We start from the raw sequence: 26,056 nt of genomic DNA on the forward strand, positions 1-26,056 counted from the left end.
CAGGTTTCTGCCCGGGGATTTTCCCAGGGAGATATGAAAATCAGTCTCAATCTCACAGAGGTAAAACTCAATAAAGCGCTAACCATAATAGAAAAGAAAAGTGGTTATCGCATTTTTTATAGTGATGATGACCTGCCTGCTGCAACAATTGTAAGCATCAAAGCGCAGGATGTATTGCTTTCGGAAATACTCGGCAAAATTTTAACAGAAACCGGTTTAAAATTCAGCATACTCGAGAATAAGGCTATTGTATTATCACCGGTTGATAAAATAGAGGCGATCATACAGGTATCCGGAAAAGTGAGTGATAGCAAAGGTTTGCCTTTGTCTGGCGTAACAGTAACCGTAAAGGAAACATCGCTGGGTACCGTCACCAATAATGCCGGGGAATTTGACCTGCGTTTCCAGGACAATACTTCTTCCATCATCACTTTTAGTTATGTTGGTTATGAAACAAAGGAATTAAAGGTAAAGGATGGAGAAAGAGTGACAGTTGTTCTTCAACAGGCAATAAATGGGCTGGATGAAGTGGTTGTAATGGGTTATGGCAAGCAGAAAAGAACCGCTGTAACAGCAGCCGTTTCCACTATTGGAGGCGAAGAAATTACAAAAGCACCTGTTGCCAATATTAGTAATACACTGGGCGGCCGGCTGGCAGGCGTACTTTCACGCCAGTCGAGCGGAGCTCCGGGCAACGATAACGACCAGATACAGATCAGGGGTATAGGTACAACAGGTAACTCCGCACCCCTGGTTATTGTAAATGGAATCCCGATGGATTATAACCAGCTTAATCCAAACGAAGTTGAAACTATATCCGTACTCAAGGATGCTGCTGCAGTAGCGCCTTATGGCCTTGCAGGAGCAAATGGCGTAATACTCGTAACAACCAAACGTGGAAAGGAAGGAAAGTTCTCTCTAAATTACGATGGATTTTACGGGTTTCAAAAACCTACTTCCATACCAAATTATTTGAATTCTTATGATTACGGCCGGCTGCTGAGTATCGCCAATCAAAATATTGGCAATGCGGCAACTTATACCCCGGAACAACTTCAGAAATTCAAAGACGGCAGTGATCCTGATCATTATCCAAATACTGATTGGGTGAAAGAGATCATTAATTTCAATTCACCCATAACCCGTCATACCTTGTCGTTTACGGGCGGTACGCAAAAAATACGTTTCTATAGTAATATCGGTTATCTGTACCAGGAAGGAGTTGTCCCAAATATCAATTTTAAACGATATAATTTAACGGCCAATATAGATGCTGATGTTACTGCCAGCACTACGGTGTCACTTGACCTCAATGGTTCTTTAGGAAAACAAACCAATCCCAGCGGACATGATGGAGGTTCGATATTTACAGACGTAACGGAAATCCCGCCGATATTAGCGCTTAAGTATAGCAATGGCCTGGCTGCACATGCATTGTGGCCACAGATCTATGAAAGTGGTTATAATAATAATAACAATAATATACTCAACGCAAAACTGACCATAGAACAAAAGTTACCCTTTATAAAAGGGTTATCTCTAAAAGGAGCTTTTGCTTACAATAAAAATTATTCATTTGGTAAGACCTGGAACCTGCCGCTTACTTTCTATAGTCTGAATGCGCAGGATCAGTTTAATACACAGGTATCGGGTCCGCCGACACCAACTTTGTCACAATCTTTCAGCGATAATCAGCGCATTGTTATACAGGGATATTTAAACTATGACCGCACGTTTGGAAAACATAGCATTAATGCAATAGGTGTGTTTGAAAAACAGGATGGAATAACAAATGCTTTTTCTGCAGGGCGTATAAATTATGCCGTATTCCTTGATGAACTGTCATTGGGAAGTAGCGATAAGATTGATTTCAATAATTCCGGCTCATCCGGTAAGAGTGCCCAGGTGGGTTGGGTTTACCAGGCAAACTATGCATATAACAGCAAGTACATGCTTGGATTATCTGGTCGTTACTCCGGGCATTATTATTTTGCGCCTGGTGAACGTTATGCTTTTTTTCCAGCTGTCTCAGTTGGCTGGAGATTATCTGAAGAAAATTTTATTAAAGACAGGCTACCCTGGATCGATCATTTAAAACTTCGTGGTTCTTATGGTGTGTCCGGAAACCTTGCCGGTAATCCCTTCCAGTATCTGACTTCTTATGGCTTGCGTGGTGCTTATGTTTTTGGAGGAACGGCTCCGGGACAGGTTCAGGGCATTTACGAAAATTCACAGGCTAATCCCAATATTACCTGGGAAACAGCTACAAAAACAGATATCGGTATTGATGGTCTTTTATGGCATGGAAAACTTGGATTTACGATTGATGTATTTAAAGAAAAAAGATCGGATATGCTTATCAGTCCAAACCAGGTGGTACCTTCTGAATACGGGATTGGTATTTCACAGGTTAATGGTGGCATAATGGAAAACCAGGGTATAGAATTTAGTGTTAATTCTGAACACAAATTTGGCAATGGTCTTCGACTCACAGGCGCATTTAATTTTTCATATGCAAAGAACAAACTCGTTCAGACGCTGGAAGCAGCTTCTACATTCAATAATCCCAACAGGCGTACCACAGGCAGACCTTTAAACGCGCAATTCGGCCTGGAAGCCCTCGGTCTTTATCAGCTGAGTGATTTTGAAGCTGACGGTAAAACCCTGAAAGCAGGTCAACCAGTTCCTACTTTTGGCCCAGTATTACCAGGTGATATCAAATATGCAGATTTGGCCGGACCCGCCGGCGCAGATGGTAAGTCCACCGCACCAGATGGAAAAATAGATGCTAACGACAACACGCAAATTGGCGATCCATTGTTCCCGCTCATAACATATGGTTTTAATATGGGAGCTTCCTGGAAAGGATTTGATCTCTCGGCACTTTGGCAAGGCGCAGGTAAAGCAAGTATTTATCTTAGTGGCGAAACTGCTTATCCATTTTATAATGGTGCCAAGATATTTGAAGAGCAAACGGATTATTGGTCACCGGAAAATCCCGGAGCCAGTTATCCACGTCTGACTTCAACGCTGATCACAAATAACCAGCAAAAATCATCCTTCTGGATAAAGAATGGTAATTACATACGGTTAAAAACGCTTGAACTTGGTTATTCATTACCCAAATCAATCATAAACACCGTGAAGTTACAATCGTTCCGTGTGTTCGTGTCGGGACAGAACCTGTTAACCTTTAGTCATATTAAATTCCTTGATCCGGAATTAGGTAACGACAGGGCCCGCTATTATTTCCAGCAAAAGACTTTTTCTTTTGGAGTAAATGTTGGTTTCTGATCTGTTTACAGCTAAAAATATTTTATATGAAGTTTTGTTTAATAATATTTTCAACTCTGATCCTTTTTGCTTCATGCAATAAAAATGAATTAGAGATAACACCTACAGATAAGCTGAGTGATGCTACTGTATGGGAAGATTCTGCAACTGCTAATTTGTTTTTAAATGATATCTACAATAGTCTGAATGCAGGTCCTTTTCCAAATGTATTCACAGCCGTTCCCAGTGAGATCAGTAATGATCCGCTGGACGACTTTACCGACAATACCACCTATGGGCCTTCATCCGGTCTTGCTTCAGCCCAGTATCTTGACAATGGTAGTAATAATCCTTCTACCTCGATGTTTCAGAACACCTGGACAAATATGTATGCCAATATCAGGAAGTGTAACCTGTTTATTCAAAAAGTTACAGCCTCCGATTTCCCTGATGGAACAAAAAACAGGATGATTGCCCAGGCCCGCTTTCTCCGTGTTCATTTTTACCGTACACTGATCGATCTGTATGGAGGTGTTCCATTGATCACCAAAGTGCTTGATAACAATACCGGTGACGACATATTTTTTGCAAGAAATACTTATGAAGAATGTGTGGCATTTGTTCAGACCGAATGCGCTGAAGCTTCAATTGATCTTCCACTTACGGTAACAGGAAAAAATATCGGCCGTGCTACCAAAGGAGCGGCGCTCGCATTGAAAGGAGAAGCGGAACTATATGCAGGCAAATGGGCAGATGCAGCAGCTACAAATAAAAAGATCATCGATGAAATGGGTAACGGAAAAGTGTACGACCTGTTCCCTGATTATGTTGGTTTGTTTTATGCCAATAATGAAAACAACAAAGAAGTTCTTTTTGATATTCAGTTTGCACCTACTATAAAGTCAAAGAGTATCAACCAGTACTGGGGTGTTGTCGATGTAGCTAAAGGAGCTGGCTGGGGCTCATGTGATCCCACCCAGAACCTGGTCGACGACTATGAATTTACCGATGGGAAAACTGCTGCCGGAGGATCTGTGGTTTATGATCCTTCTAAACCTTATCTAAACAGGGAAAAACGTTTTTATGCTTCCATTATTTATGATGGCTGTACCTGGAGAGGCAAAACAGTATATACCCGGTTGGGAATACCAAACAATCCTAATCAAATCAATCTTACCGGTATAACGGGCAATGCGGGCAGGACCGGGTATTTTGTAAGAAAATTACAGGATTCTACGATCGGTTCTACAGGTGGTTCACTGGATGGCACTAATGTCATTATGTTGCGATATGCAGAAGTTTTGCTTAATTATGCTGAAGCGCAGAACGAACTACAAGGTCCCGATGCATCAGTATATGACGCTGTTAATAAGGTTCGTGCACGTGCAGGGCAACCAGCTCTTCCATTCGGCCTTGGACAAACGGACATGCGCAACCGGATTCGTCATGAACGCAGGATCGAATTTGCTTTTGAGGGAAAAAGATTCTATGATATCATGCGCTGGAAAACAGCGGCACAGGTTTTCAGTCAGCCAATATATGGAATGAAAATTACCGCTTCCGGCAATATATTGAATTATGAAAAGGTAGTGGTTCGTACCGTTAAATTCGATGCTGCTAAAGGATATCTCCAACCAGTGCCTCAATATGCGAGGGACAAAAATCCCAAACTAACGCAAAACCCTGGATTCAACTAAAAAGATACAGAAACCGGAAAGCTATTAATCCACATTATCCAATAAGTGGTTAATAGCTTTCCTTTAGTACTGTTTGTTCAATATTTTTCCAGCCATTAACAGCGCCTGACTGTTATGATCAATCTCAAAGTTTATGAACAAAAATGAAACGCGCGCTTTATATGCAAATGGTGTAAAAAACTTTAAAGCTCATTTAAGATTGTCTTTTCTTTTGGTTATTGCCTTCCTTCTGTTTAATTCATCCTATAGTCAGCAGAAAAAACCCAACATCATAATAATCCTGGCCGATGACCTGGGTTATGGAGATCTTGGCAGTTATGGACAAAAGCTCATTCATACACCAAATATCGATGCGCTTGCAGCCGGCGGCATGCGATTTACAAATTACTATTCAGGATGCAGTGTTTGTGCACCTTCACGTGAAACATTGCTTACAGGTCAGCACACCGGTCATACATATATCCGGGGAAATTTCTTAACTGACAAACAGGAAGATCCGGCGCTGCCAGGTGAAAAAATGATTGTTGCTGAATACCTGAAAAAAGCCGGGTATCATACCGCACTTATTGGTAAATGGGGCCTGGGCGGCGAACAGGATGGACCGGAAAAACAGGGATTTGATTACACCTATGGTTATCTCGACCAGATAAAGGCCCATAATTATTATCCGCCATTTTTATATGAAACTGGTAAAAAGATTGAGCTCGCGCAAAACAAGGATGGCGCAAAAGGGGTATATAGTCATGATCTCATTGTGCAAAAAACAATGGATTATCTAAATGATATCGATAAAAAGCAACCTTTCTTTTTATACCTGCCTTATACGCTTCCACACGGCGAATATTCATTACCACCTGATACCCCCTATATAAATAATAACTGGCAGCCTAACTTCAAAGTGTATGCTACCATGATCAGCAAACTCGACAGGGATATAGGCCGTATCATGAAAGTATTGAAAGAAAAAGGCGTAGCGGATAATACACTTATATTTTTTGCAAGCGACAATGGAGCCAATGCAGGTTTTGCAAGGTTCTTCAAAAGCAACGGACCTTTTAACGGATCCAAATTCGGGCTATACGAAGGCGGAATCAGGGTGCCGATGATTGCATATTGGCCGGGTAAAATAAAGTCTGCAACGGTCTCAGATCTTATATCGGCATCGTGGGATCTGTTGCCGACCATCTGCCAGGTAACAGGAATTTCTACCCCTGCAGGTTTAGATGGAATTTCACTTTGGCCAGAATTAACAGGAAAAAAACAGGCTGACCATTCGTATCTGTATTGGGAATATTTCACTTATAACTATAACTGGAATAAGCCTGAAAATAATACGCCAAGGAATTACCTGGAAAGTATTGCATTGCGGATGGGTAAATGGAAAGCCATAAAAAAAGATATGTACAAGGATAAAAATGCGCCGATAGCGCTCTACAACCTGGAAACCGATCCAGGTGAGAAGAATGATGTTGCGAATGAAAATCCTGATGTCATTAAAAAGATAACAGCTATACTGCCAGGCTGTACTATAGATAATGCCCCCTATTTTCCATATAAAAAACAAACGAACTGATGACAAATCGTTTTACGAGGCCTTTGATTATTTTGAGATATTTGTTCGTGTTGATGGTTTTTATGGGTTGTTATAAACAGGTCGATGCACAAGCTTCCTGGAAGAACCAGTTACAACAATACATCGATAAAAAACTTTCCAAAAGCGATGGCGGTTATGGGTGGGATGATCAGCCTGACTCTCATATAGAGCCGACTTATGCAGTGATCGGCATTTTAAAGGATATAGATCAGCTTCCTGCTGATAAAACATCCCTGATAGAATTTGTGCGAACACATCATCCTCAGCGAACCGTTAATAAAGAAACCGGTCCCAGCGGTTTTGATGCAAGGATTTTACTCTACCAGCAAATGCAAAGTCTTGCATGGCTTGGCGGCGATTTGTCTGAATTTAAAAAAGAAGTAGGCGGCTGGAAGTCCGATGCAAAAAACCTCTACAATTATGAAACACATAATTATGGAGTATTGATGCAGGAGGTAATGACCCCGGTTTGCCGAAACCTGCTGCAACTATCAGTGGATGATATTTCATCTTCATTCAAAAAATACCTGGATGAACGAAGAAGGGCGAATGGAAGTTATAATAATGCGCCTGCCGCTAACGGTGACGGTAATGTGTTAAACACCTGGTGGAGTTTGTATACCCTAAAAATATTTGGAGAAAATAATAAGTCTCAAAAACAAATTATTTCCTGGCTACAATCATGTCAACTTAAAGACGGAGGTTTCACACATCAGCCGCATCCGCAAATAGCGGGTAACGATGAAGTAGTATATACCTGGGCTGCTGTAAAATCACTGGAATTATCCGGAGCTAAGCCTTCAAATCTGAAAGGATGTATAAAATATTTATTATCACTCCGGAATACGGATGGTGGTTTTGGTAACCGGCCGGGACTGCCTTCAACGCCGATGTCAACCTACTATGCCATCGATGCATTAAAAGCGCTGAATGCATTTTCATCACTGGATGCAGCCAAAGCTCCCAAACAGGCGGTGGTTCAAAAAACGGAAGATCTTTCGAAGTTGAAAGTGTTTACCGTTCAATTTGAAGCACAGGGTTCGGGCAGTCCTTCGGAAGCAGTGATGCTGGCAGATAGTTTTCGTATTCATTTGTGGGGTGCTAAAAATGGGAATGCTGCCTGGTCGGCCGAAGCGCAGCGGATCGCGAATGAGAAGAAGGTTCCGGTCACTTTTTTTTACGCTGATGAACCCTATGGCAAAAATGTAAGCGTGGATGGTATGGGCACCTTTGGTCATATCCTTGATTATTTTGCCCCGGTAAATGCACCTGCATTGAAAATAGAAAATGAAACACCCTGGCCCCAATACAGGAAAACTGTTGTTGAACCCTTGTTAAATAATAAAGGCGGACTGATATTTCAAATATCCAATAACGAAGCGATGTCCAGGTTGCTGTTGGACGAATCTGTCAGAAAAGGAGGCTATGCTGCCATCAGCACCATTCACTTTGGCCAGAATTTTTTATTCTTCCTTCCTTTTCTTTATCAGTATCGTTATCAGCTTCCGCTTGTTGCTTTGCAGGATGCTCATGGTACTGAATCATGGTGGTGGTCAAATGACCTGCTTGCATATCGTACTTTGTTCCTGGCTACTGAACCCACCCATGAAGGATTATTAAAAGCATTAAAGAACAATTGGGTGGTGGCAGTAAGGCACGATTCCGTTTCTGCATTTAAAACAAGAATGCTTGGAGGCGCTGCCGGGGTACAGGAATATGTTTTATCGCAACAACAGAACTGGAAATGGTGGAACGAAACAGGTAACGAACTCAATCATCCCTGGGCTGCCATCACGGTACTTCATCCTGCTGATTCATTTGAAACCGCAAGTCCTGATAAAGGGTTAAATATCCGTATCCGTTGCTGGTGGGATACCAATAAGCAGATCATGAAAGCCCCATTGGTTAAACTGGAACAGTTACGTATCGATAACATGCCGGTAGAACACCAGTATGTCGAACTAAAAGACAGGAGGGGAGCAGTAACAGACAGTTACTACCTTTATACATCCAAAAAACTTTCTCCGGGTAAACATACTTTACAGGCTTCTTTACGAAATTTGAAGACTAATGTAGTAAGGATAGTGACAAGACAGTTTGATGTGAGTGATGAGTTATGAGTGATGAGTTATGAGTGAGTGGTGAGTTGTGAGTGATGATGAAAATGATGGTTTTTAATCGAAATCAGATATAATGAGCCGCTATGAATGAATATCGAAAACAATTTTTAAGCTGCATAATTTCTTTAGTGTTGTCTTTATCTGTAATGGCACAGAAAAAGCCTAACATCATTTTTATTATGGCCGATGACCTGGGATATGCAAGTATCGGCGCTTTCGGGCAGCAAAAGATATTAACGCCAAACCTTGACCGGATGGCGAAAGAGGGAATGAAGCTTACAAGTTTCTATGCCAACTCAATTTGTTCGCCTACCAGGGCAAGTTTTATTACCGGCATGCATTCGGGGCATAGCATCGTACGCGATAATTATGAACTGGGTGGATTTGAAGATTCTACGGAATTCGGCCAGTTGCCATTACCGGCCAATATTTTTACGCTTGGAAAACTGATGAAGTCAGCCGGTTACAAAACAGCTGCCATGGGAAAATGGGGGCTGGGTGGTCCCGGCTCTCCCGGTGTACCCTGGAAACAAGGCATCGATTTTTTTTATGGTTATCTCGATCAGAAGCAGGCACATAATTATTATCCAACTCATTTATGGCGCAATGAAGTATCGGAAAAACTGCCCAATGATTATTTCAGTTCCCATCAGCAACTGGGCGATAAAAATCCTGATGACCCCGAATCTTATAAAGCTTACCAGGGCAAGGTATATTCCTGTGACACGATAACCGGGGAAGCTTTAAAATTTATTGGTAATAATAAAGACAAACCTTTTTTCCTGTATATGGCATATACGCTTCCGCATATGTCGTTGCAAATACCCGATCACTATCTTCAACCTTATCTCGGGAAATTTGAAGATAAACCTTACAAAGGCGGTTATCTGCCAAACCGTACACCGCGCGCTACTTATGCAGCCATGATTAGCCTGCTCGATGATTATGTAGGCAGAATATTACAACAATTGAAAAAATTGAATCTTGACAAGAATACCCTGGTAATATTCACAGGCGATAATGGTGCAGCAGTTGGAGGGGGCGTGGATGCAGATTATTTTAATTGTACGGGTGAACTTCGTGGTAGAAAAGGTGCTTTATACGAAGGTGGTATCCGGGTACCATTTATCGCCTGTTGGCCGGGTAAAATTAAAGCGGGCACTCAATCGGATCATCCATCAGCTATCTGGGATCTGATGCCGACTTTTGGAGAGGTCGCCGGCACATATACCTCCGAAAAAATTGATGGTATTTCTTTTCTTCCCACATTATTAAACAAGGCTCAGAAAAAGCATCCCTTTCTTTACTGGGAGATACATAATTCGATGCGCGGCATGCAGGCTGTACGTTTCGGCAACTGGAAGGCGGTACGTAAAGGAACTCATATAAATGCGAACGCGCCAATTGAGTTGTACGATCTTCAAAACGATCTTTCAGAAAAAACGGATTTAGCAAAACAAAATCCACAGATAGTCGAACAAGCAAAAAAATACCTGGCAACCCGGGAGCTTGCGGTACTGGCAGAATGGAATTTTTATACACCGCCAAAGAATACAGCAAAAGAATAGGGGCAACGGCACAGAATACCAGGTAGGCTATTATCTCAATACAGTTATTGTCCAATACCGTTATTGTCTCAATACAGTTATTATCGTTAAAATTATCATCACTATAGAATTATCATCACTATAAAATTATCATGTCTATAAAATTATTAATTGAAAAAATTACAACTATGAATCACCAATATAAAAAAACAAAACTCATAACCTGCCTGCTTATGGCTGGTTGTATGGTATTGGTTACTGCTTTTACAGTAAATCATGATAAAACAGTACAGCTTGATAAAACAGTACAGCTTGATAAAGCAGCACCCTTACATGTGATTGACATTAAAAACCCTCGTGATCTGAAAGATTTTTTTCACTACACCAATGACCGTATCGCCTTCATCAGTTCGCACAGGGGCGGACCCTTAAAAGGTTTTCCGGAGAATTGTATTGCCACTTTTGAAAACACCTTACAAAAAACATGGTCTATTATAGAACTGGATCCGCACTATACCAAAGACAGTGCGTTGGTGGTAATGCATGATCCTACCTTAGACCGGACATCAAATGGCCATGGTAAAATAATCAACTATACCCTGGAAGAACTAAGAAAGTTCAAGCTGAAAGATACCGAAGGCAAAGTTACCCAATACAGCATGTCGACCCTCGACGAAATGCTGGAATGGGTTAAAGGAAAAACTATCTTAGTGTTGGATGCAAAAGAAGTTCCTGTAGAAGTACGCGCTCAAAAAATACGTGAACATAAAGCCCAGGCTAATGTCATTCTTATCGCATACAGCTATGAGGATGCAAAAAAATGTTATGAAATCGATAAGGATATTATGATGGAGGTGATGATGCCGGATGCCCAGGCAATAAAAAGGTTTGATTCAACGGGTGTTCCCTGGTCAAATGTGGTAGCTTTTGTTACTCATACAAAGCCGTCTGATGCAAACATATTTCAATTGATCCATGCTAAAGGTGCTATGTGCATTATGGGTAGTTCCCGCACCGCCGACAGGGAATATACAAGTGGAAAAATAAAAAGTCTGGATGACCTGGCAACTCGCTATCATGATATAGTCAAAAGCGGTGCTGATATTATTGAAGCGGACCTGGGAATAGAAGCTGGTGCTGCTCTTTTCAAAATAAGACCAGCTAAAAGTTCGAAGCAAAAATATTTTAAAATAACACAATAATTGTGGCGGTTTATCAATGTTTACTTATTATTGATCGTGATGAAAAATTATCTTCTTATTCCCGGTATCTGCCTGGTTTATTTCCTTACCGGCAATTATAAATTGCCCTTAAATTGCAAATCGGTAACTGTTTTTGTGGACCATACCATTACTCAGAACGCCAATAAATACCTGCTTATTACGGACCAGTCTCAAAACCGGATCCTGATAGTTGATGCAGATGCCGGTAAAATTACCTGGGAGTGGAAGCCGGAAAATGATGGTGTGCTGCCAAAGGATACTAAATGGTTTTCTGCACCCAGTGATGTCAAGTCCGTTTATAATGGTAAATATCTGTTGATCGTAGCCAGTGGCGGTGGTGTGGCACTGGTTCGGATATCCGATAAAAAAACGGTGTTTTATTCATATGCCGGTGGGAATACGCATTCTGCCGATCTGCTGCCTGATGGTAATATCGTTACTGCTTCCAGTACTGCCAACTATCTGATGGTTTTCAACACCGATACTTTACATTTTCACGATAGTTTGTACCGGAAAAAAATATATCTGCCCTTCGCTCATAATGTAGTTTGGGATCAGAAAAGACAGCTTCTCTGGTCTGCCGGCAGGAATAAATTATATACTTACAAGTACAATTTTGACTGCCTTAAGCCTGATCTGATCCTGGCAGACTCTACCATTTTGCCAGATACCGATGCGCATGACCTTTACCCGGTATTTGGTAAAGATCAACTGTGGCTGACAACAGTGCACGGAGTATTCAGTGTGAACCCCTCAACAAAAAAAGTGACAGCTGTTGAAGCATCGTCTATAAAAGATATAAAAAATGTTTCATCAGGTCCTGCTGGTTATGCCACTGTTATGATGCAGCCAAAAACAAGTTGGTGGACAGATGAAGTAAAGGATGATAAAGGCAAAACTATTTTTAAGCAGGAAGGATTAAAAATCTATAAAGCCCGATGGTTATTGACTGATACATTCAGTAACCAGCCTTTGTCTGACATAAAGGTCTGCAGGTAAACGCACGAACGTTGTCTTCGAAATATTTGCCAATTTATAATATAGTCAAACCTGAGACTGGAATGATCCGGCACATTAGCCAGCACTCCTGAAACGCTAAAATCATCACGATCCATATAACGCAAAGTTTGCCCTATGGCTTTATCAACAGATCCGAAAAGATCGATGGCTACTCTTTCTGAAATGACTATCGATGACGGGCCCTTAAGCACTTCTTCGGTTTTGCCAAGCAAGAGGGGGAAGGTCAGGACCTTTAAAAAATCTTCATTGGCATATAAGCCCACATACTTTATCCATTTATCGCCGGCCTGCAGGGTTCCTTAATTATTCTGATCGAACACCGCTGCCCATTGCACTTCAGGAATTTTCTTTTTCAATTCTTCCGAGAGCAGACCCGGCGTCGAGTAATCGTGAACCACTTTTCCATCCGCAAACTCCCGTTCATAGACGTTGTAAATCCGGGATGCATTTTTATGAAAACCGTCGACGCCGTACTCATCCTTCACCCACAAAAGAATAATTACGCAGAATGTGACACTAACCGCAAGTCCACCAAGGTTTATAGCGGAGATGAGTTTTCCTTTACGGAAATTTCTCCAGGCATTATTGAGATTAACCATCAGCAAGCCAAAGCGGGTCAAGATTGATGCCAGCGAAGTAATTTATTCTAAATCAATGTCTTTCCAAAATGTTATTAAACGCTTATTGTATGATTACGATACAACTTGTGTTCGTAACCAGTCAATTTGCATCATTTGCTATTTCATCAAAATAAGTGTAGGTCAATAAGTGTAGGTCAATAAGTGTAGGTCAATTAGTGTAGGTCATTGAATCAAGGCACGCATTATTCAATCCTTAAACTTTGCGCAGGCCTTGAAGACGCAGTTTTAAAACATATTACTGTTATCGCAGCCGTAATCGTTAAAAAAATTAAAATCGCGACAGTCAGGAAAGGTACAATGGTAATTGGTATCCTGTAAGCATAGTTTTCAAGCCATCTAGTAGTTGCGAAATATGCCAGGGGCCAGCCTATCAGATTGGAAACAAAAATCAATACCGCATATTCTTTAAGAAAAAGTCCAATGATTCTTCCGGCGGAAGCGCCCAGCACTTTACGTGTTGCAATCTCCCTTGTCCGCTTTGTAAGCGTAAAAGTGATTACACCAACAATGCCCAGTAACACGATTATAAGAGTAAGGGCGGTGGCTATTGAAGAAGCTGTTTTTAGCTGGAGATCGGCTTTATATATTGCGTGGAACTTTTCGTCCATAAAAAAGTACTCGAACGGAGTGCCGGGGAACAATTCCTTCCATTTGGCTTCAACGCCAGAAACCGTCGCGTGTATGTCTGTCGATGCAAGCTTCAGGGAAAGGTAATCATAAGCCTGCATGTCCCGTATATTCATGATGGCAAGAGGCTCAATATTTTCGTGCAATGACGCAATATGAAAGTCCCTGATAACACCGGCTACGGTCAATTCTCTGCCAATCAGCCTGCCGGCACGTTTGCCTGTTGCAGTTTCCCAGCCAAGTGCTTTTATAGCAGATTCATTTAAAACAATTTGCCCCGGAATGTAGCTTTCCTGGCTAAAGAATACACCTTCCTTCATTGGAATTCCATACACTTTTGCAAAATTTCGGTCTGCAACTATTATCGGGCAGGTAAGTTTTTTACCGCCTTTTCCACTTGGTGAAAGGCCTCCGGATCCTTCCGGCCTGCCATCAGGAATATTAGACGATAATGAAACAGCCATAGCTCCATTCACACCAGCAAGTTGATCCCTGATAGATTCCATCTGTATTATACCTGCCGAATCCCATTTATGTGGAACAGATGAGATAACCAGTACCTGATCTTTCTTGTATCCCAGATCCTTGGTGAAGAAAAATGAAACCTGCCGGGACACAATAAGGCTGCTGATGAAAACCGCAACTGCCAGGGAAAACTGCATGATCAGCAGTCCCTTTCTCATCGTGATCCCCGCTTGCACTGAACCAGCTTTACCTTTAACTGCAGTTGTCACACTAACAGCACTCAGGACAAAGGAAGGATATATGCCTGCTATAATTCCTATCGGGGCAACGAATAGCAATCCTGTTAATATGGTAGTAGTATTGAAATCAAACAGGGGAGTAAGTGTTGTAGCCAACAAGTTATTAAAAGCAGGACGTGCCAATTCATAAAATAAAGCAGCCAAAGTTGCAGCAAGATAGCTAAGAACCAGCGCCTCGAATACGTGCTGGATGGCAAGCTGCCTTCTATTGCCGCCGAATACTTTCCTTAAACCAATCTCTTTTATTCTCCATGCAGAAATACCTATACTAATATTAATAAAATTAATCACAGCCATTAATAATATCAATAACCCCACAAGCGTAAGTGCATTCATCATCTTTCTAACGGTGCCATTATTCTCTTTCAGGTGGTAATCTTTCATTGCACTTAATTCGGCACTTAAACCGGAACTGATCCATGGAGCGGCATTTGATTTTAATACCTGGGGCAAAAGTGCTGTTACATAAGCAGGATCAACGCCAGGCTTCAATTCAACCATGCCAGTTACGAACACTATACTCCAGTTGTCTCCATAGTGTTGTAACCGGAACAGCGTGTCGCTTTCCATGGGAACAAATACCTCGTATTGATGACCCTGGTTATAGTTCATGACAGAATTAAACGGCATATCCTTTAAAACAGCCGTAATAGCAAAATCTTCTTTTGTTCCTTTCTGCGTATGGATAGTCAGAATTTTATCCAGCACATCGGATCCTCCAAATAGTTTTTTTGCAAAGGCTTCAGTGACTACTGCCGATCTGTTGTCTCTGAAAGCAGCCGCCTTGTTGCCGGCAACAAGCGGAAATCCATACATAGATACCAGCGTGGTATCGGCTATAGCAATATCTTCCCTGAATTGCCTGGTTCCGGATGAAACTATGGCGTTGATCGGATCAAACCGGTAATAGTTCGCAATAAGAGATGGATATAATTCTTTTAGTTTTTTTGCCAGCGGCCCAACCGTTGTTGTTGCAGGTGCAGTATTGTCATCCTTCCAGTTACTTTTTAATACATACTGCCGGTCAATATTGTGGATTTGTGAATTGACAGCTTTTTTAGTAGATATATAAATACCAATGATCAGGCAAAATGTGATGCCAATACTTAATCCAAAAACATTGATGAAAGAAATTAATTTGTGCCGCATAAGATATCTCAAGGCAACAGTAAAGTAATTTTTAAGCATATCTTAAAGTTATGGGCGAAAATTGCTGATGGTTACTACCCGCAAATCAACCGATAATTGACATATTCACAAAATTCACCTGATCAACTGTCGTAAATTCTTGATCAACTGTGTTTATTAAAGTTTTGGGAAGTTGATACAGAAAATTAATCTTTCAATTATAAAGTGAATTAGTCGGTGTACATTTAATCCGCTTTTTTAAACCAGAAAACATGAAAAAAATATTATATTTCTTCCTGGCGGTAGTTTTAGCATCAGGCTGTAAGCAAGGTGCTGATACAGAAACAAAACACGTAGTCATAACCGGGATAGACTCTTCAAAAAAACCTGGGGATGATTTTTTTATGTACGCTAACAGCATTTGGTACGATACCGCCCAAATACCAGCCAGCCAGTCAGGCGTAGGATCTTATTCATTTTTAAATTATCCGCAACGTATACGCATGCAGGCAATCCTGGACAGTGTTGCAGGAAGCAATAATCCGGCAGGAAGCATTGAACAGAAGGTGGGTGATTTTTATGCTTCGGGAATGGACACGAACGCCATTAACAAACGGGGTTATGAACCCATTAAGCCTATGCTTGCAGCCATCGATGCTGTTACGAACCTGCCTTCGTTGTTGAAACTGGTAGCTGAAGAACAAAAACTGGGTAATGGCTCCATTATTGGGTTTTACGTTGGGCCCGATGACAAACAAAGTACCATCAATATAGCCCAGTTTAATCAGGCAGGGATTGGTTTGCCGGAAAGAGATTATTATTTCAAATCAGATTCTTCTACAATCGCTATTCAAAACGCTTATAAAAAATATCTTACCAGTTTATTTGAATTGACAGGAACTGAGGCTAATACCGCAGAGAAAAACGCAACGCTCACCTTTGAAATAGAAAAGCAACTGGCCACTGCACATAGAACAAATATCGAACTCAGGGATGTAAAGGCTAACTACAATAAACTGGCTGTCACTAAGCTTTCAAAAAAACATCTTAACCTAAACTGGACTGCCTTGTTAAACGATTTGGGAGCAAAGGTTGATTCAGTTAACCTGGCGCAACCTGCTTATTATGACAAACTGGATGCGATGTTGAAATCGGTGCCCATCAATGATTGGAAAGTATATTTAAAGGCATCAGCCCTTACCAACTATGCGAATTTTTTAAGCCAGCCTTTTGCTGACGTGTCGTTTCAATACACAAAAATACTGACCGGACAAGCTGTTAAGAAAACACGTGCCGAAGAAATGACGCAAGCTATAGATCGCTCTCTCGGGCATGCATTGGCACAAATGTATGTAAAGAAATATTTTCCTGATGAAGCAAAGAAACGAATGAGTGTACTGGTAGGCAACCTGAAAAAAGCATTTGAAGCACGTATTAATAAACTGGATTGGATGAGCGATTCTACCAAGGCAAAGGCTAAAGAAAAACTGTACGCCTTTTCGGAGAAAATCGGTTATCCTGATAAGTGGCGAGATTATTCGAATGTGAACGTGAGGAGGGATACTTATTTTGAAAATCGTTTGTCGGCTAATAAAAATGATTACGCATATAACCTGGCTAAATTAGGCCAGCCTGTTGACAGAACGGAATGGCACACGACTCCGCCTACAGTAACAGCGTATAATAATCCTCCGCTGAATGAAATTGTTTTCCCTGCCGGAATATTACAGCCTCCTTATTTTGATGTGAATGCTGATGATGCGCTAAACTATGGCGGTATCGGTATGGTGATTGGTCATGAAATAACACACTCGTTTGATGATCAGGGTGCTCAATATGATAAGGCAGGCAACGTGACGGACTGGTGGACAAAACCTGACTATGTGAAGTTCAAGGCGCGGACACAGCAGGTGATTGATCAATACAATTCGTTTACCGTGCTTGACTCAATGCATGTAAAAGGCGCTTTAACCGTGGGTGAAAACACAGCAGATATTGCCGGTATTGCCATTGCCTATGATGCCTTCAAATTGACGGAACAAGGAAAAGACACTACGAAGCTGGATGGCTTTACACCCGATCAACGTTTCTTTATCTCGATAGCAAGAATATGGCGTGTTAAAACAAAAGATGAGTTTATGCGCATGTATGTAAACACCAATTCGCACTCGCCGGCCAGGTGGCGTGTAAATGGACCACTGATGAACTTCACTCCTTTTTACAATGCATTTAATCTGCAACCGGGCGATAAAATGTATAAACCCGAAAACGAAAGGATAACAGTTTGGTAAGTTAACTTTATACGCTAAATGGTGCCGGTTGCCCTTTCCTTAAAATCACATGAGCTGCACCCTTGCCATACATTGTTTGTGTTTCAGTGAATCCCAGCCCGGGCAAATCAATTTTTGCAAACAGGTGTTCTCCGGATCCGAAAAACACCGGAGCGAAAGCAAGATGCATTTCATCTATGTAACCTGCTTGTAAGAACTGCCGGATAGTGGATGTTCCTCCTCCAATGCGTATGTCTTTTCCGTTAGCAGCTTTTCTGGCTTTATCCAGCGCAGATTCAATTCCATCTGTTATAAAGTGAAATACCGTTCCGCCCTTCATGCTGACAGATTCTCTTGCGTGATTTGTTAAAACAAATACCGGAACATGATACGGCGGATTTTCACCCCACCAACCTTTCCATTCATCATCAGGCCAGGGTCCGCGAACAGGACCAAACATATTGCGTCCCATAATCCACGCACCGAGGTTTTCAAATGACTTTTCAGCGAAGTCATTATCTGTTCCTTCCGTTCCGTCTCCCTTGCCATACATTTTCTGAAACATCCTGGTAGGGAATATCCATTCATGAAGTTCTTCACCTCTCTTACCTAAGGGGTTCTCTCTGCTTTGATCAGGTCCGGCTCCATAGCCATCAAGTGAAACCGAAAATGCTGTTACTTTTATTTTACTCATAGCGATTCTTGTATAAGTTCAAATATTAAAATTTATTTCACTCACAAATATATGCGGAAGGTGCGTGACACTGCAGGCATATCGCGACATTATGGAGGTCGTTTGCGGCATCTGAAGATAAAGGTATAACCTGGAGAAAAGATTGGAGTATTAGACTGCAGATATTTTGAATGCGACTGTGTGGAAGCCGGCGGTGGTGATATGGTAATAATAGTAAATCCTCAAATAGACTACAACAGTCCCCGATTAGACTACATATCGTCAGCGGTGCCTCCTGATCTTTGCTTCATCAATAATTAAAAAAAGATCAGGAAAATGAAAAAAGAAATGAATAGTAAAGTTTGGTTCATTACCGGCGCTTCGCGTGGGTTTGGACGCGTTTGGGCGGAGGCCGCCCTGGAACGTGGCGATAAAGTTGCAGCAACGGCACGTAGCGTTGATAGTTTAGCCGGACTCAAAGAAAAATATGGCGAAAATGTATTAACTCTTGAATTAGATGTGACAAAGCCCGGCCAGGCAAAAAGGGCCATAGAAGAGGCGCATGCCTGGTTTGGAAGATTGGACATTGTGCTGAACAATGCCGGTTATTCATTAGTCGGCACTATTGAAGAGTCGAGTGCAGAAGATGTTAAGGCAATGTATGAAACGAACATTTTCGGGACGCTTGCTGTTATCAAGGCTGCGTTACCGTTACTCCGGGAGCAAGGTGGCGGACATGTCCTTGGTGTTTCCAGCAATCTTGGCCATGTAACATTGCCGGTAATTGGCTACTATAGCTCGTCAAAGTGGGCATTTGAGGCTATACACGAAAGCCTTGCTTTGGAAGTGGCAGATTTTGGAATTGCTGTAACCATTATCGAACCGGGCGCTTATGCTACGGAATTCGGCAGCCAGGACTCTCTGAAATTTGCGGCCGGCATGGAAATATATTCGGACTTTAAAACACAATTTTTTGAAAGATTAAAAGATATAGAAAGAGGCGATCCGAATGCCACACCACAAGCGCTTTTTCAGATTGTAGATACTGACAACCCGCCGTTACGGTTCAATTTGGGCAGTCATAATCTGCCAAGGATACGTGCTGCTTATGAAGAACGTTTGGCTCTTTGGGAAAAATGGGACGCCGTTTCCAGTTCAGCCCAGGGCATATCTAAAGAAGAACTGGTTATTAACTTATAGAAGAATGGCTATGACCTAAAAGAAGAACAGATTATAACCTAAATAAGAACTCATCATAACCGCCAATAAATGGTTGCCGGTTATGATGATATTTGTTTTCATGAAATATTTGATTTGAAATGAAAAAAGACGAGAAAAGCCCGCATAAATTTGATACACTTTCCGATGCCCACCGGGCCTTTGGCCTCCCTCAACCTAAGCATCCATTGATCAGTATGATCAACGGGGCACCTTCCTGGTCTGAGTTACAACTGCCGTCCCAGTCCCATGTATTGGGATTTTATAAAATCTCTTACAAGCCAAAAATTGGAGGCAGATTAAAATACGGCCAGGGCTATTATGATTTCGATGATGGCGGTTTGTTGTTCGCTTCGCCCGGCCAGGTAATGGGTGGGGGAGAGACCGATGTAGTCTGTTCTGCGTATACCTTGCTGATCCACCCGGATTTCTTTTTAGGTCATCCCATAGCTAAAAAGATTGGTCAGTATGGCTTCTTCTCATATGCAACCAGCGAAGCGCTGCACCTTTCCGAAAATGAGAAAGCCACTATCATTTCCATTTTCAAATTCATGGAAGAGGAATTGAACAGCCGGATAGATGACTTCAGTCATGAACTCATCATATCTCAGGTTGAGCTGTTGCTGAATTATGCCAATCGCTTTTATAAACGACAATTTATTACCCGTAAGATCGTTAGTCACGATCTTTTGCAAAGACTGGAAGATCTGCTGACCAGTTACTTCAGCAATGAAAATTCTTTAAGTAATGGTATCCCGACCGTTCAGTTTCTTGCCGAAAATCTGAATTTATCACCCAGTTATTTAAGCGATATGTTGCGCACACTTACAGGGCAAAACGCACAGCAACACATCCATGAAAAACTGATTGAAAAGGCAAAGGAAAAACTTTCTACCACTACCTTATCGGTGAGTGTAGTAGCTTATGAGCTGGGTTTCGAACATCCTCAATCATTCAGTAAGCTATTCAAAACCAAAACCAAATTGTCTCCGCTTGAATTCAGGCGATCGTTTAACTGATCAAATCACAATATCATATGGCATTGAATAATAAAACAATCCTTGAAAAAGCAAATGCAGCAGTCACTAGTGGCGACCATGAGGGGTTTCTTGCATTCTGTACCGAAGATACAGAATGGACATTTGTAGGCGACAAAACAATAAAAGGTAAAGAATCTGTCCGACAGTATATGGCAGATTCTTACCCCGAGCCGCCAAAGTTTATGGTTGAAAATTTTATTTCCGAAGATGATTTTGTATCGGCCATTGGTAAAATAAGTTTAAAGGACAAAGACGGAAAAATGACCAATTATGCCTATTGTGATGTCTGGCGGTTTCGCGACGGTAAGATGCATGAATTAAAGGCCTTCGTCATCGGGATTGATTGAATTAAATGATTTCTATATAACCCTCAGTTCCATTTACGCGGATGTTATCCCCGTCTTTGATCAGCCTGGTGGCATTCTCCACACCCACAACGGCAGGTATGCCATACTCCCTTGCGATAACTGCACCATGCGTCATTAGTCCTCCAACCTCGGTGACAAGGCCTTTTATAGAAACAAACAATGGTGTGCAGCTAGGGTCAGTGAATGAGGTGACTAATATATCTCCTTCTTCCAGATTTGCATCCTCCATTTTTAAAATTACACGTGCCCTTCCCTCAATCACCCCGGAGGAAACAGCCAGACCTGGAATAGATTCGGCCGGGAGATTTTCTCGCTTATACCTCCCCGTGACTATTTCGCCGTCAGAAGTTATAACACGTGGCGGACTTAGTTTTTGATATAATTTATAAAATTCTTTTCGTTTGTTTATAGCTTCGTAATCCAGTTTCGTTGTACTTACTAACTCCCTGAGCTCTTCAAAATTCAGGTAGTAAATATCTTCTCTTTCATGAAGAACGCCATGGCGTACAAGTTGTTCAGCTTCTTCTAGTATTGCTTGCTTATAAACAAAGTACTGGCTAATGATGGCATATTTTGGATATTCCCGATAACCGGCATAATTCCGGACCAGGTCGATCATTCGTTTTGTTTCTTTTGCCTTTTGTTCGCCACCGGGTAATTGCGTCAGCCGATCCAGTAATTCTTTTTCTTTTTTCAGAGCTTCCTGTCGTCCCTGTTCAAATCTCCGGCTGCCGGCACCTGGCTCAAAGTTCTTGACATTACTAAGAATCAAGGGGACCAGTGTAATTGGCTTTTCGCTCCAACGGTTTTTTGTGATATCGATTTCTCCAACACATCTCATTCCGTACTTGTTGAGATAAGTAGTAATTGCCTCAAGTGTTTCCTGTCCACCATCAAACTTAACCAGTTTATCCAAAAACTTGTCATCTTTTACATGTTGTAAATAGGCGATCACTTCCGGATATGGACGAATCACATCCGCTACATCCAATAGCTCCAGGCCCATTTCCGAAGTGATATTGTTTGGCGCAGACTGGGCAATAGTATCTGCTGCATTTTTCTCACCGAGCCATTCGTTCATTTTTTCATTGATCCAGCCTGCAGCATTCATTCCAGTGATAATCACACCAAAACTTCGTGGGTCTGTTGTGATTTTCTTTAATTGCCCGATATCTTCCAGGATAAAATCAAACAGATCTGAACCTGATTTCTTTTGGATATTTTGCTTTAACGCTTCTAACGAGGTTTGACTAATGCTGATCAGCTCAGCAACGATTGTGGGATCGTATTCGTTTAGTGCCTGGTAATTCGGAAGCGTCGTAGCTTTATTGGTTTGACCGGAACCTGGTTCTTTGTCATCAACCGGCAATAATTTTATAAAATCTCCACGATGTAGAATCGTTGTAACTGCGTCCTTTATTAACGGATCAAATTTTCCCAGTGTATTTATTATTGTATCCCGGCTGCCAGGGGAAGCTAGCATATGTGTGACATCAACAAACAACCTTCCGGCGGCTGTCCGCGTATTTGGAGGAGTCATTAACAACCAAAATGACAATCCCAATGGTTTCATAGCATCGGTCATCATTTGTTGATGGCCGACAGATATATAAAGGCGATTTTCCCCATCATTTGCTTCCTTCGACCACCACAGGCTTGCCGACGGTGGTGCCGGTATAGGGTATAATGTGGTGATGGGCCGGCTCTGGACTATGTAAAATGTATCATCAACCAGGCACCATTCAATATCCTGGGGATTGCCGAAATGTGCTTCGATCTTTCTGCCTGTTTGCTCAAGTTGCAATATCTGTTCATCAGTCAGTGCTTGTGTATGCTGTTTTCCTGGGTCAATTTCCTGCACTTTCGTACCGCCGTCTCTTAAGGCATAAATCGCCAGTTTCTTCGTGGATATTTTCTTATCTATAATCCTGCCCTCTCGTACTTTATAGTTATCAGCACTGACCAGGCCAGAAACCAATGCTTCCCCGAGGCCGAAGCTTGCATCAATGGATAATTCTTTCCTGTTACCCGTAACCGGGTCAGCAGTAAATAATATTCCTGCTACCTGTGGGAAGACCATCTCCTGAACAACTACAGCCAGCTGCACTTTACGATGGTCAAAGCCATTCTGAATACGGTACATCACTGACCTCTCCGTAAACAGCGAAGCCCAGCACTTGATGATATACTCTAAGACGGCCTCTTCTCCGATAATGTTCAGATAGGTATCATGCTGCCCTGCAAAAGATGTAGTAGGTAGATCCTCAGCTGTTGCGCTGGATCTTATGGCATAAGAATTTTGTTTACCAAACTGCTCAATATACCGGCTAACCTCATTACGAGTATCCTGGGGTAATACTATACCTTCAATCAGTTTTCTTATTTTCGCGCTGATTTCACTGATGCCTTTCCGGTTCTCAGCTTTCAGAATGGTGAGTTGGTCCAACAATGAATTAAACTTATCGCTATTGCCGGTAACTTCTTTAAATACTTCGGTGGTAATACAAAAGCCACCAGGTACAAGGATCCCTTCAATTTTGGAAATTTCCCCCAGGTTCGCACCCTTGCCTCCGACAAGTTCAGTTTTCGATTTGTCAACATCGTGTAAACTGATTGTATGAGAACCCATAATATTAATCTTCGCCATATTTGATTGTTTTTGTCGATTTTTTTAGATTGATATGCCAGGTTCAAATCGCTTCACTACGGTTCAAATGAATTGTCCAAAATGTTCTTCCATCCTGCTATGAGGTTGGTATTAAAGTTTGGGATTAAGTTTATTTGTGGTTTCATTCATTATTTCGATTGCTTTCGAAAAGTAAGTTTCAATGACTTTTGTCTCCTTTTCTGAAAATGAAGCAGTAAGTTTTTCTGACTTTTTTCGGAATTCTTTGTAAAGCGGTACGAAAAGCGTCATTATGTTTTCAGTGTTTGGTACAATGATAACCTTCCGCCTGTCGCCATCAGCAAATTGTCTTTTGACTAGTTTTTTCTTTTCAAATCTGTCTATTAAACCAGTAACGGCACCAGTTGTCAGACCCGTTAATACTGAAAGCTCACCTGCCGTCATTTGGCCTTTTTCAATCAAAAATCCCAGGTATTTATGGTCAGTCCCTGAAAGTCCCGCTTTACGCGCAATGGCTTCGTGCATCCGGATAGACGTATATGCATACAGTTGACTCAATTTTCTTATTCTGTTGATTATTTCATCATTCATTTTATATCTCATTGACTGAATATCTTAGCCACTAAGATAAAATTATTTTGCAAGCCAGCCAATAATTTTTGGTATTTTGTTTTTTGATTGCAAACCAGCTGAAAAAAGTTTCAACCACCGAAGAGGAGGAGCCGGATTTATCATTACACGGCCTTTAAACTAAGTCATGTTATGAAGTATACAGTAAACATGTTATTGTTTAATTTTATACTGTGCGTATGCAACTATACGATATCATTCCTGCACTGCAGCCTTATGTAAAGGTGATTTGTTCTATGGACTGCGATGATGATGCTGATACCCGGCATATACGGGTTCTGCCCGATGCATGCGTAGAACTATTCATCAGCTATACCAGTACGCCCGTAGCAATCATTGGTAATGAACTCTACAATCGAAGTATTATCACTTTTCGTATGAGCCGCCCTATGGATGTGCAGATGCGAAAAGGTTCCGGTTGCCTGGCGATTTGCTTCCATCCTGGCATGGCCTATAAATTTTTTCACCTTCCGATGCATGTATTCACTGATACCACTACGGTTTTGGATAATGTGTGGAAAGGTAAGGCTTCAGAGATTGAAGATAAGCTGGCCTATGCCTGCAACAACGATATACGTGTGTCTGTCATTCAGGAATACCTGGTACAGCAATTGGCTCAAAGCAGGGATGACAGGCAAATAGCCTGGTGTTTGAAGCAAGCCAAAGCTTCAACTGATATGCTATCGGTAAAGCAGCTCACCGATAAAACAGGCCTTAGCCAGCGTCACCTTTCCCGTAGGTTTCAGCAATGCATCGGTTTGTCGCCTAAAGAATACTTACGTGTCAGCAGATTCATAAAATCATTGCAGCACCTGAAGAAGTATCCTGCTCATTCCCTTACAGCTGTGGCCTATGAAAGCGGTTATTACGACCAGGCCCATTTTATACGCGATTATAAAACCTATGCTGGTTACACACCTGGCGAACTCGCACATTCGCAGCATATTTTGTATTGATGTCCGTTTTGTACAATTATGTGAAACAGAAATCGGGCAACTTCGCGTAATAAAAAAAGAAACATTATGCGAAAAGTAATTTTAGGCCTGGCCGTGACACTTGACGGTTATATTGAAGGCCCAAACGGAGAATATGACTGGTGTTTTACAGACCAGGATTATGGACTGAATGAATTTTTCTCTCGTGTAGATGCCATTTTCATTGGCAGGAAAAGCTACGAAATGGCATTACAGCACGCAAAAAATAATAATGGAGAAGTGGTGCCCGGCATGCCCGGTATGAAGGAGTATGTATTCTCTAATACTTTGGACCATGTAAAAGAAGGTGCCATCCTGGTTTCAGGAGATAGCCTTGCCCAGGCACGCAAAATAAAAGCACTTCCTGGCAAGGATATCTGGCTATTCGGCGGTGCATCGCTTACCGACACCCTGATAAAAGAGGGACTTGTTGATGAGATATGGATGTCGGTGCATCCCATCCTGCTGGGCTGCGGCAAACCTCTTTTCCGCCCGCAGGATAGCCGGACTAAGCTCACGCTTCTCCATAGCAAAACCTACGAAACCGGGCTTGTATCGCTACGGTACAGTATCGGCCATCCCTAAACGATGGGAAATCGGGAAGCTTGGACATATGGGGATCA

At 41.8% G+C, this 26,056-nt stretch carries 19 protein-coding genes; 13 read left to right on the top strand and 6 right to left on the bottom strand.

Going from position 1 to position 26,056, the window contains the following annotated elements; translation table 11 throughout:
- The 7 genes from VK664_RS19905 to VK664_RS19935 form a co-directional block, all read left to right on the top strand.
- Positions 1-3,294 (top strand): TonB-dependent receptor (locus tag VK664_RS19905; RefSeq protein WP_461400453.1); only part of this gene is annotated, 3,294 nt, incomplete at its 5' end.
- A 26-nt stretch (positions 3,295-3,320) separates the two neighbouring features.
- Positions 3,321-4,970, top strand: coding sequence for a RagB/SusD family nutrient uptake outer membrane protein (locus VK664_RS19910; RefSeq protein WP_461400454.1), 1,650 nt, complete (start codon positions 3,321-3,323; stop codon positions 4,968-4,970).
- A gap of 133 nt (positions 4,971-5,103) precedes the next feature.
- On the top strand, positions 5,104-6,543 hold the full coding sequence (locus VK664_RS19915) for an arylsulfatase (RefSeq protein WP_461400455.1): 1,440 nt from the start codon (positions 5,104-5,106) through the stop codon (positions 6,541-6,543).
- Positions 6,543-8,684: a prenyltransferase/squalene oxidase repeat-containing protein gene (locus VK664_RS19920; protein WP_461400456.1), complete on the top strand. Its 2,142-nt coding sequence runs from the start codon at positions 6,543-6,545 to the stop codon at positions 8,682-8,684. Before VK664_RS19915 ends, VK664_RS19920 begins: the two co-directional genes overlap by 1 nt.
- An 83-nt stretch (positions 8,685-8,767) precedes the next feature.
- Positions 8,768-10,252: an arylsulfatase gene (locus VK664_RS19925; protein ID WP_461400457.1), complete on the top strand. Its 1,485-nt coding sequence runs from the start codon at positions 8,768-8,770 to the stop codon at positions 10,250-10,252.
- A 167-nt stretch (positions 10,253-10,419) separates the two neighbouring features.
- A complete protein-coding gene (locus VK664_RS19930; protein WP_461400458.1) occupies positions 10,420-11,433 on the top strand; it encodes a glycerophosphodiester phosphodiesterase family protein in 1,014 nt (337 codons plus the stop codon).
- A gap of 39 nt (positions 11,434-11,472) precedes the next feature.
- Complete coding sequence (locus tag VK664_RS19935; RefSeq protein ID WP_461400459.1) at positions 11,473-12,453, top strand: DUF6528 family protein; 981 nt, start codon at positions 11,473-11,475, stop codon at positions 12,451-12,453.
- Here VK664_RS19935 and VK664_RS19940 read toward each other — a convergent pair.
- From VK664_RS19940 to VK664_RS19950, 3 genes are all read right to left on the bottom strand, one after another.
- Positions 12,381-12,737, bottom strand: a complete 357-nt coding sequence (locus VK664_RS19940; RefSeq protein WP_461400460.1) for an ABC transporter permease — start codon at positions 12,735-12,737, stop codon at positions 12,381-12,383. The genes VK664_RS19935 and VK664_RS19940 overlap by 73 nt on opposite strands.
- Before the next feature lie 36 nt (positions 12,738-12,773).
- Positions 12,774-13,094, bottom strand: coding sequence for a hypothetical protein (locus VK664_RS19945; RefSeq protein WP_461400461.1), 321 nt, complete (start codon positions 13,092-13,094; stop codon positions 12,774-12,776).
- A gap of 203 nt (positions 13,095-13,297) precedes the next feature.
- The gene (locus VK664_RS19950; protein WP_461400462.1) at positions 13,298-15,694 is read right to left on the bottom strand and encodes an ABC transporter permease; all 2,397 of its coding nucleotides are present in this window, start codon (positions 15,692-15,694) and stop codon (positions 13,298-13,300) included.
- Between the two features lie 212 nt (positions 15,695-15,906).
- Between VK664_RS19950 and VK664_RS19955 the strand changes: the two genes are divergently transcribed.
- A complete protein-coding gene (locus VK664_RS19955) occupies positions 15,907-17,925 on the top strand; it encodes a M13 family metallopeptidase (RefSeq protein ID WP_461400463.1) in 2,019 nt (672 codons plus the stop codon).
- Between the two features lie 7 nt (positions 17,926-17,932).
- On the opposite strand, the gene VK664_RS19960 is transcribed toward VK664_RS19955, so the two are convergent.
- Entirely contained in the window at positions 17,933-18,598 is a 666-nt protein-coding gene (locus tag VK664_RS19960; RefSeq protein WP_461400464.1) for a dihydrofolate reductase family protein, read from the bottom strand.
- A gap of 315 nt (positions 18,599-18,913) precedes the next feature.
- Between VK664_RS19960 and VK664_RS19965 the strand changes: the two genes are divergently transcribed.
- The 3 genes from VK664_RS19965 to VK664_RS19975 all read left to right on the top strand — a co-directional run bounded on the left by VK664_RS19965 (position 18,914) and on the right by VK664_RS19975 (position 21,182).
- Positions 18,914-19,777: an SDR family NAD(P)-dependent oxidoreductase gene (locus VK664_RS19965; protein ID WP_461400465.1), complete on the top strand. Its 864-nt coding sequence runs from the start codon at positions 18,914-18,916 to the stop codon at positions 19,775-19,777.
- A 119-nt stretch (positions 19,778-19,896) separates the two neighbouring features.
- A complete protein-coding gene (locus tag VK664_RS19970) occupies positions 19,897-20,814 on the top strand; it encodes a helix-turn-helix domain-containing protein (protein WP_461400466.1) in 918 nt (305 codons plus the stop codon).
- A gap of 17 nt (positions 20,815-20,831) precedes the next feature.
- Positions 20,832-21,182 (top strand): nuclear transport factor 2 family protein, encoded by a 351-nt coding sequence (locus VK664_RS19975; protein WP_461400467.1) that lies wholly within the window; start codon positions 20,832-20,834, stop codon positions 21,180-21,182.
- Position 21,183: 1 nt separating this feature from the next.
- Here VK664_RS19975 and ppsA read toward each other — a convergent pair whose 3' ends face one another.
- A complete protein-coding gene (gene ppsA, locus VK664_RS19980) occupies positions 21,184-23,850 on the bottom strand; it encodes a phosphoenolpyruvate synthase (protein WP_461400468.1) in 2,667 nt (888 codons plus the stop codon).
- Between the two features lie 111 nt (positions 23,851-23,961).
- On the bottom strand, positions 23,962-24,387 hold the full coding sequence (locus tag VK664_RS19985; RefSeq protein WP_461400469.1) for a MarR family winged helix-turn-helix transcriptional regulator: 426 nt from the start codon (positions 24,385-24,387) through the stop codon (positions 23,962-23,964).
- A gap of 251 nt (positions 24,388-24,638) precedes the next feature.
- Here VK664_RS19985 and VK664_RS19990 point away from each other — a divergent pair, with 251 nt between their 5' ends.
- Positions 24,639-25,415: an AraC family transcriptional regulator gene (locus VK664_RS19990; RefSeq protein WP_461400470.1), complete on the top strand. Its 777-nt coding sequence runs from the start codon at positions 24,639-24,641 to the stop codon at positions 25,413-25,415.
- 66 nt (positions 25,416-25,481) lie between these two features.
- Positions 25,482-26,018 carry a dihydrofolate reductase family protein gene (locus VK664_RS19995; protein WP_461400471.1) on the top strand — a complete coding sequence of 179 codons (537 nt, stop codon included), beginning with the start codon at positions 25,482-25,484 and terminating at the stop codon, positions 26,016-26,018.
- Positions 26,019-26,056 lie beyond the last annotated feature (38 nt).

Source organism: Flavitalea sp., assembly GCF_035489435.1.
GTDB lineage: Bacteria > Bacteroidota > Bacteroidia > Chitinophagales > Chitinophagaceae > DATHKG01.

Coding starts and splice junctions, on each gene's coding strand:
- VK664_RS19920 (WP_461400456.1), top strand. CDS start 6,543: ATGACAAATCGTTTTACGAGGCCTTTGATTATTTTGAGATATTTGTTC.
- VK664_RS19955 (WP_461400463.1), top strand. CDS start 15,907: ATGAAAAAAATATTATATTTCTTCCTGGCGGTAGTTTTAGCATCAGGC.
- VK664_RS19910 (WP_461400454.1), top strand. CDS start 3,321: ATGAAGTTTTGTTTAATAATATTTTCAACTCTGATCCTTTTTGCTTCA.
- ppsA (WP_461400468.1), bottom strand. CDS start 23,850: ATGGCGAAGATTAATATTATGGGTTCTCATACAATCAGTTTACACGAT.
- VK664_RS19970 (WP_461400466.1), top strand. CDS start 19,897: ATGAAAAAAGACGAGAAAAGCCCGCATAAATTTGATACACTTTCCGAT.
- VK664_RS19930 (WP_461400458.1), top strand. CDS start 10,420: ATGAATCACCAATATAAAAAAACAAAACTCATAACCTGCCTGCTTATG.
- VK664_RS19935 (WP_461400459.1), top strand. CDS start 11,473: ATGAAAAATTATCTTCTTATTCCCGGTATCTGCCTGGTTTATTTCCTT.
- VK664_RS19915 (WP_461400455.1), top strand. CDS start 5,104: ATGAACAAAAATGAAACGCGCGCTTTATATGCAAATGGTGTAAAAAAC.
- VK664_RS19925 (WP_461400457.1), top strand. CDS start 8,768: ATGAATGAATATCGAAAACAATTTTTAAGCTGCATAATTTCTTTAGTG.
- VK664_RS19975 (WP_461400467.1), top strand. CDS start 20,832: ATGGCATTGAATAATAAAACAATCCTTGAAAAAGCAAATGCAGCAGTC.
- VK664_RS19995 (WP_461400471.1), top strand. CDS start 25,482: ATGCGAAAAGTAATTTTAGGCCTGGCCGTGACACTTGACGGTTATATT.
- VK664_RS19950 (WP_461400462.1), bottom strand. CDS start 15,694: ATGCTTAAAAATTACTTTACTGTTGCCTTGAGATATCTTATGCGGCAC.
- VK664_RS19965 (WP_461400465.1), top strand. CDS start 18,914: ATGAAAAAAGAAATGAATAGTAAAGTTTGGTTCATTACCGGCGCTTCG.
- VK664_RS19960 (WP_461400464.1), bottom strand. CDS start 18,598: ATGAGTAAAATAAAAGTAACAGCATTTTCGGTTTCACTTGATGGCTAT.
- VK664_RS19990 (WP_461400470.1), top strand. CDS start 24,639: ATGCAACTATACGATATCATTCCTGCACTGCAGCCTTATGTAAAGGTG.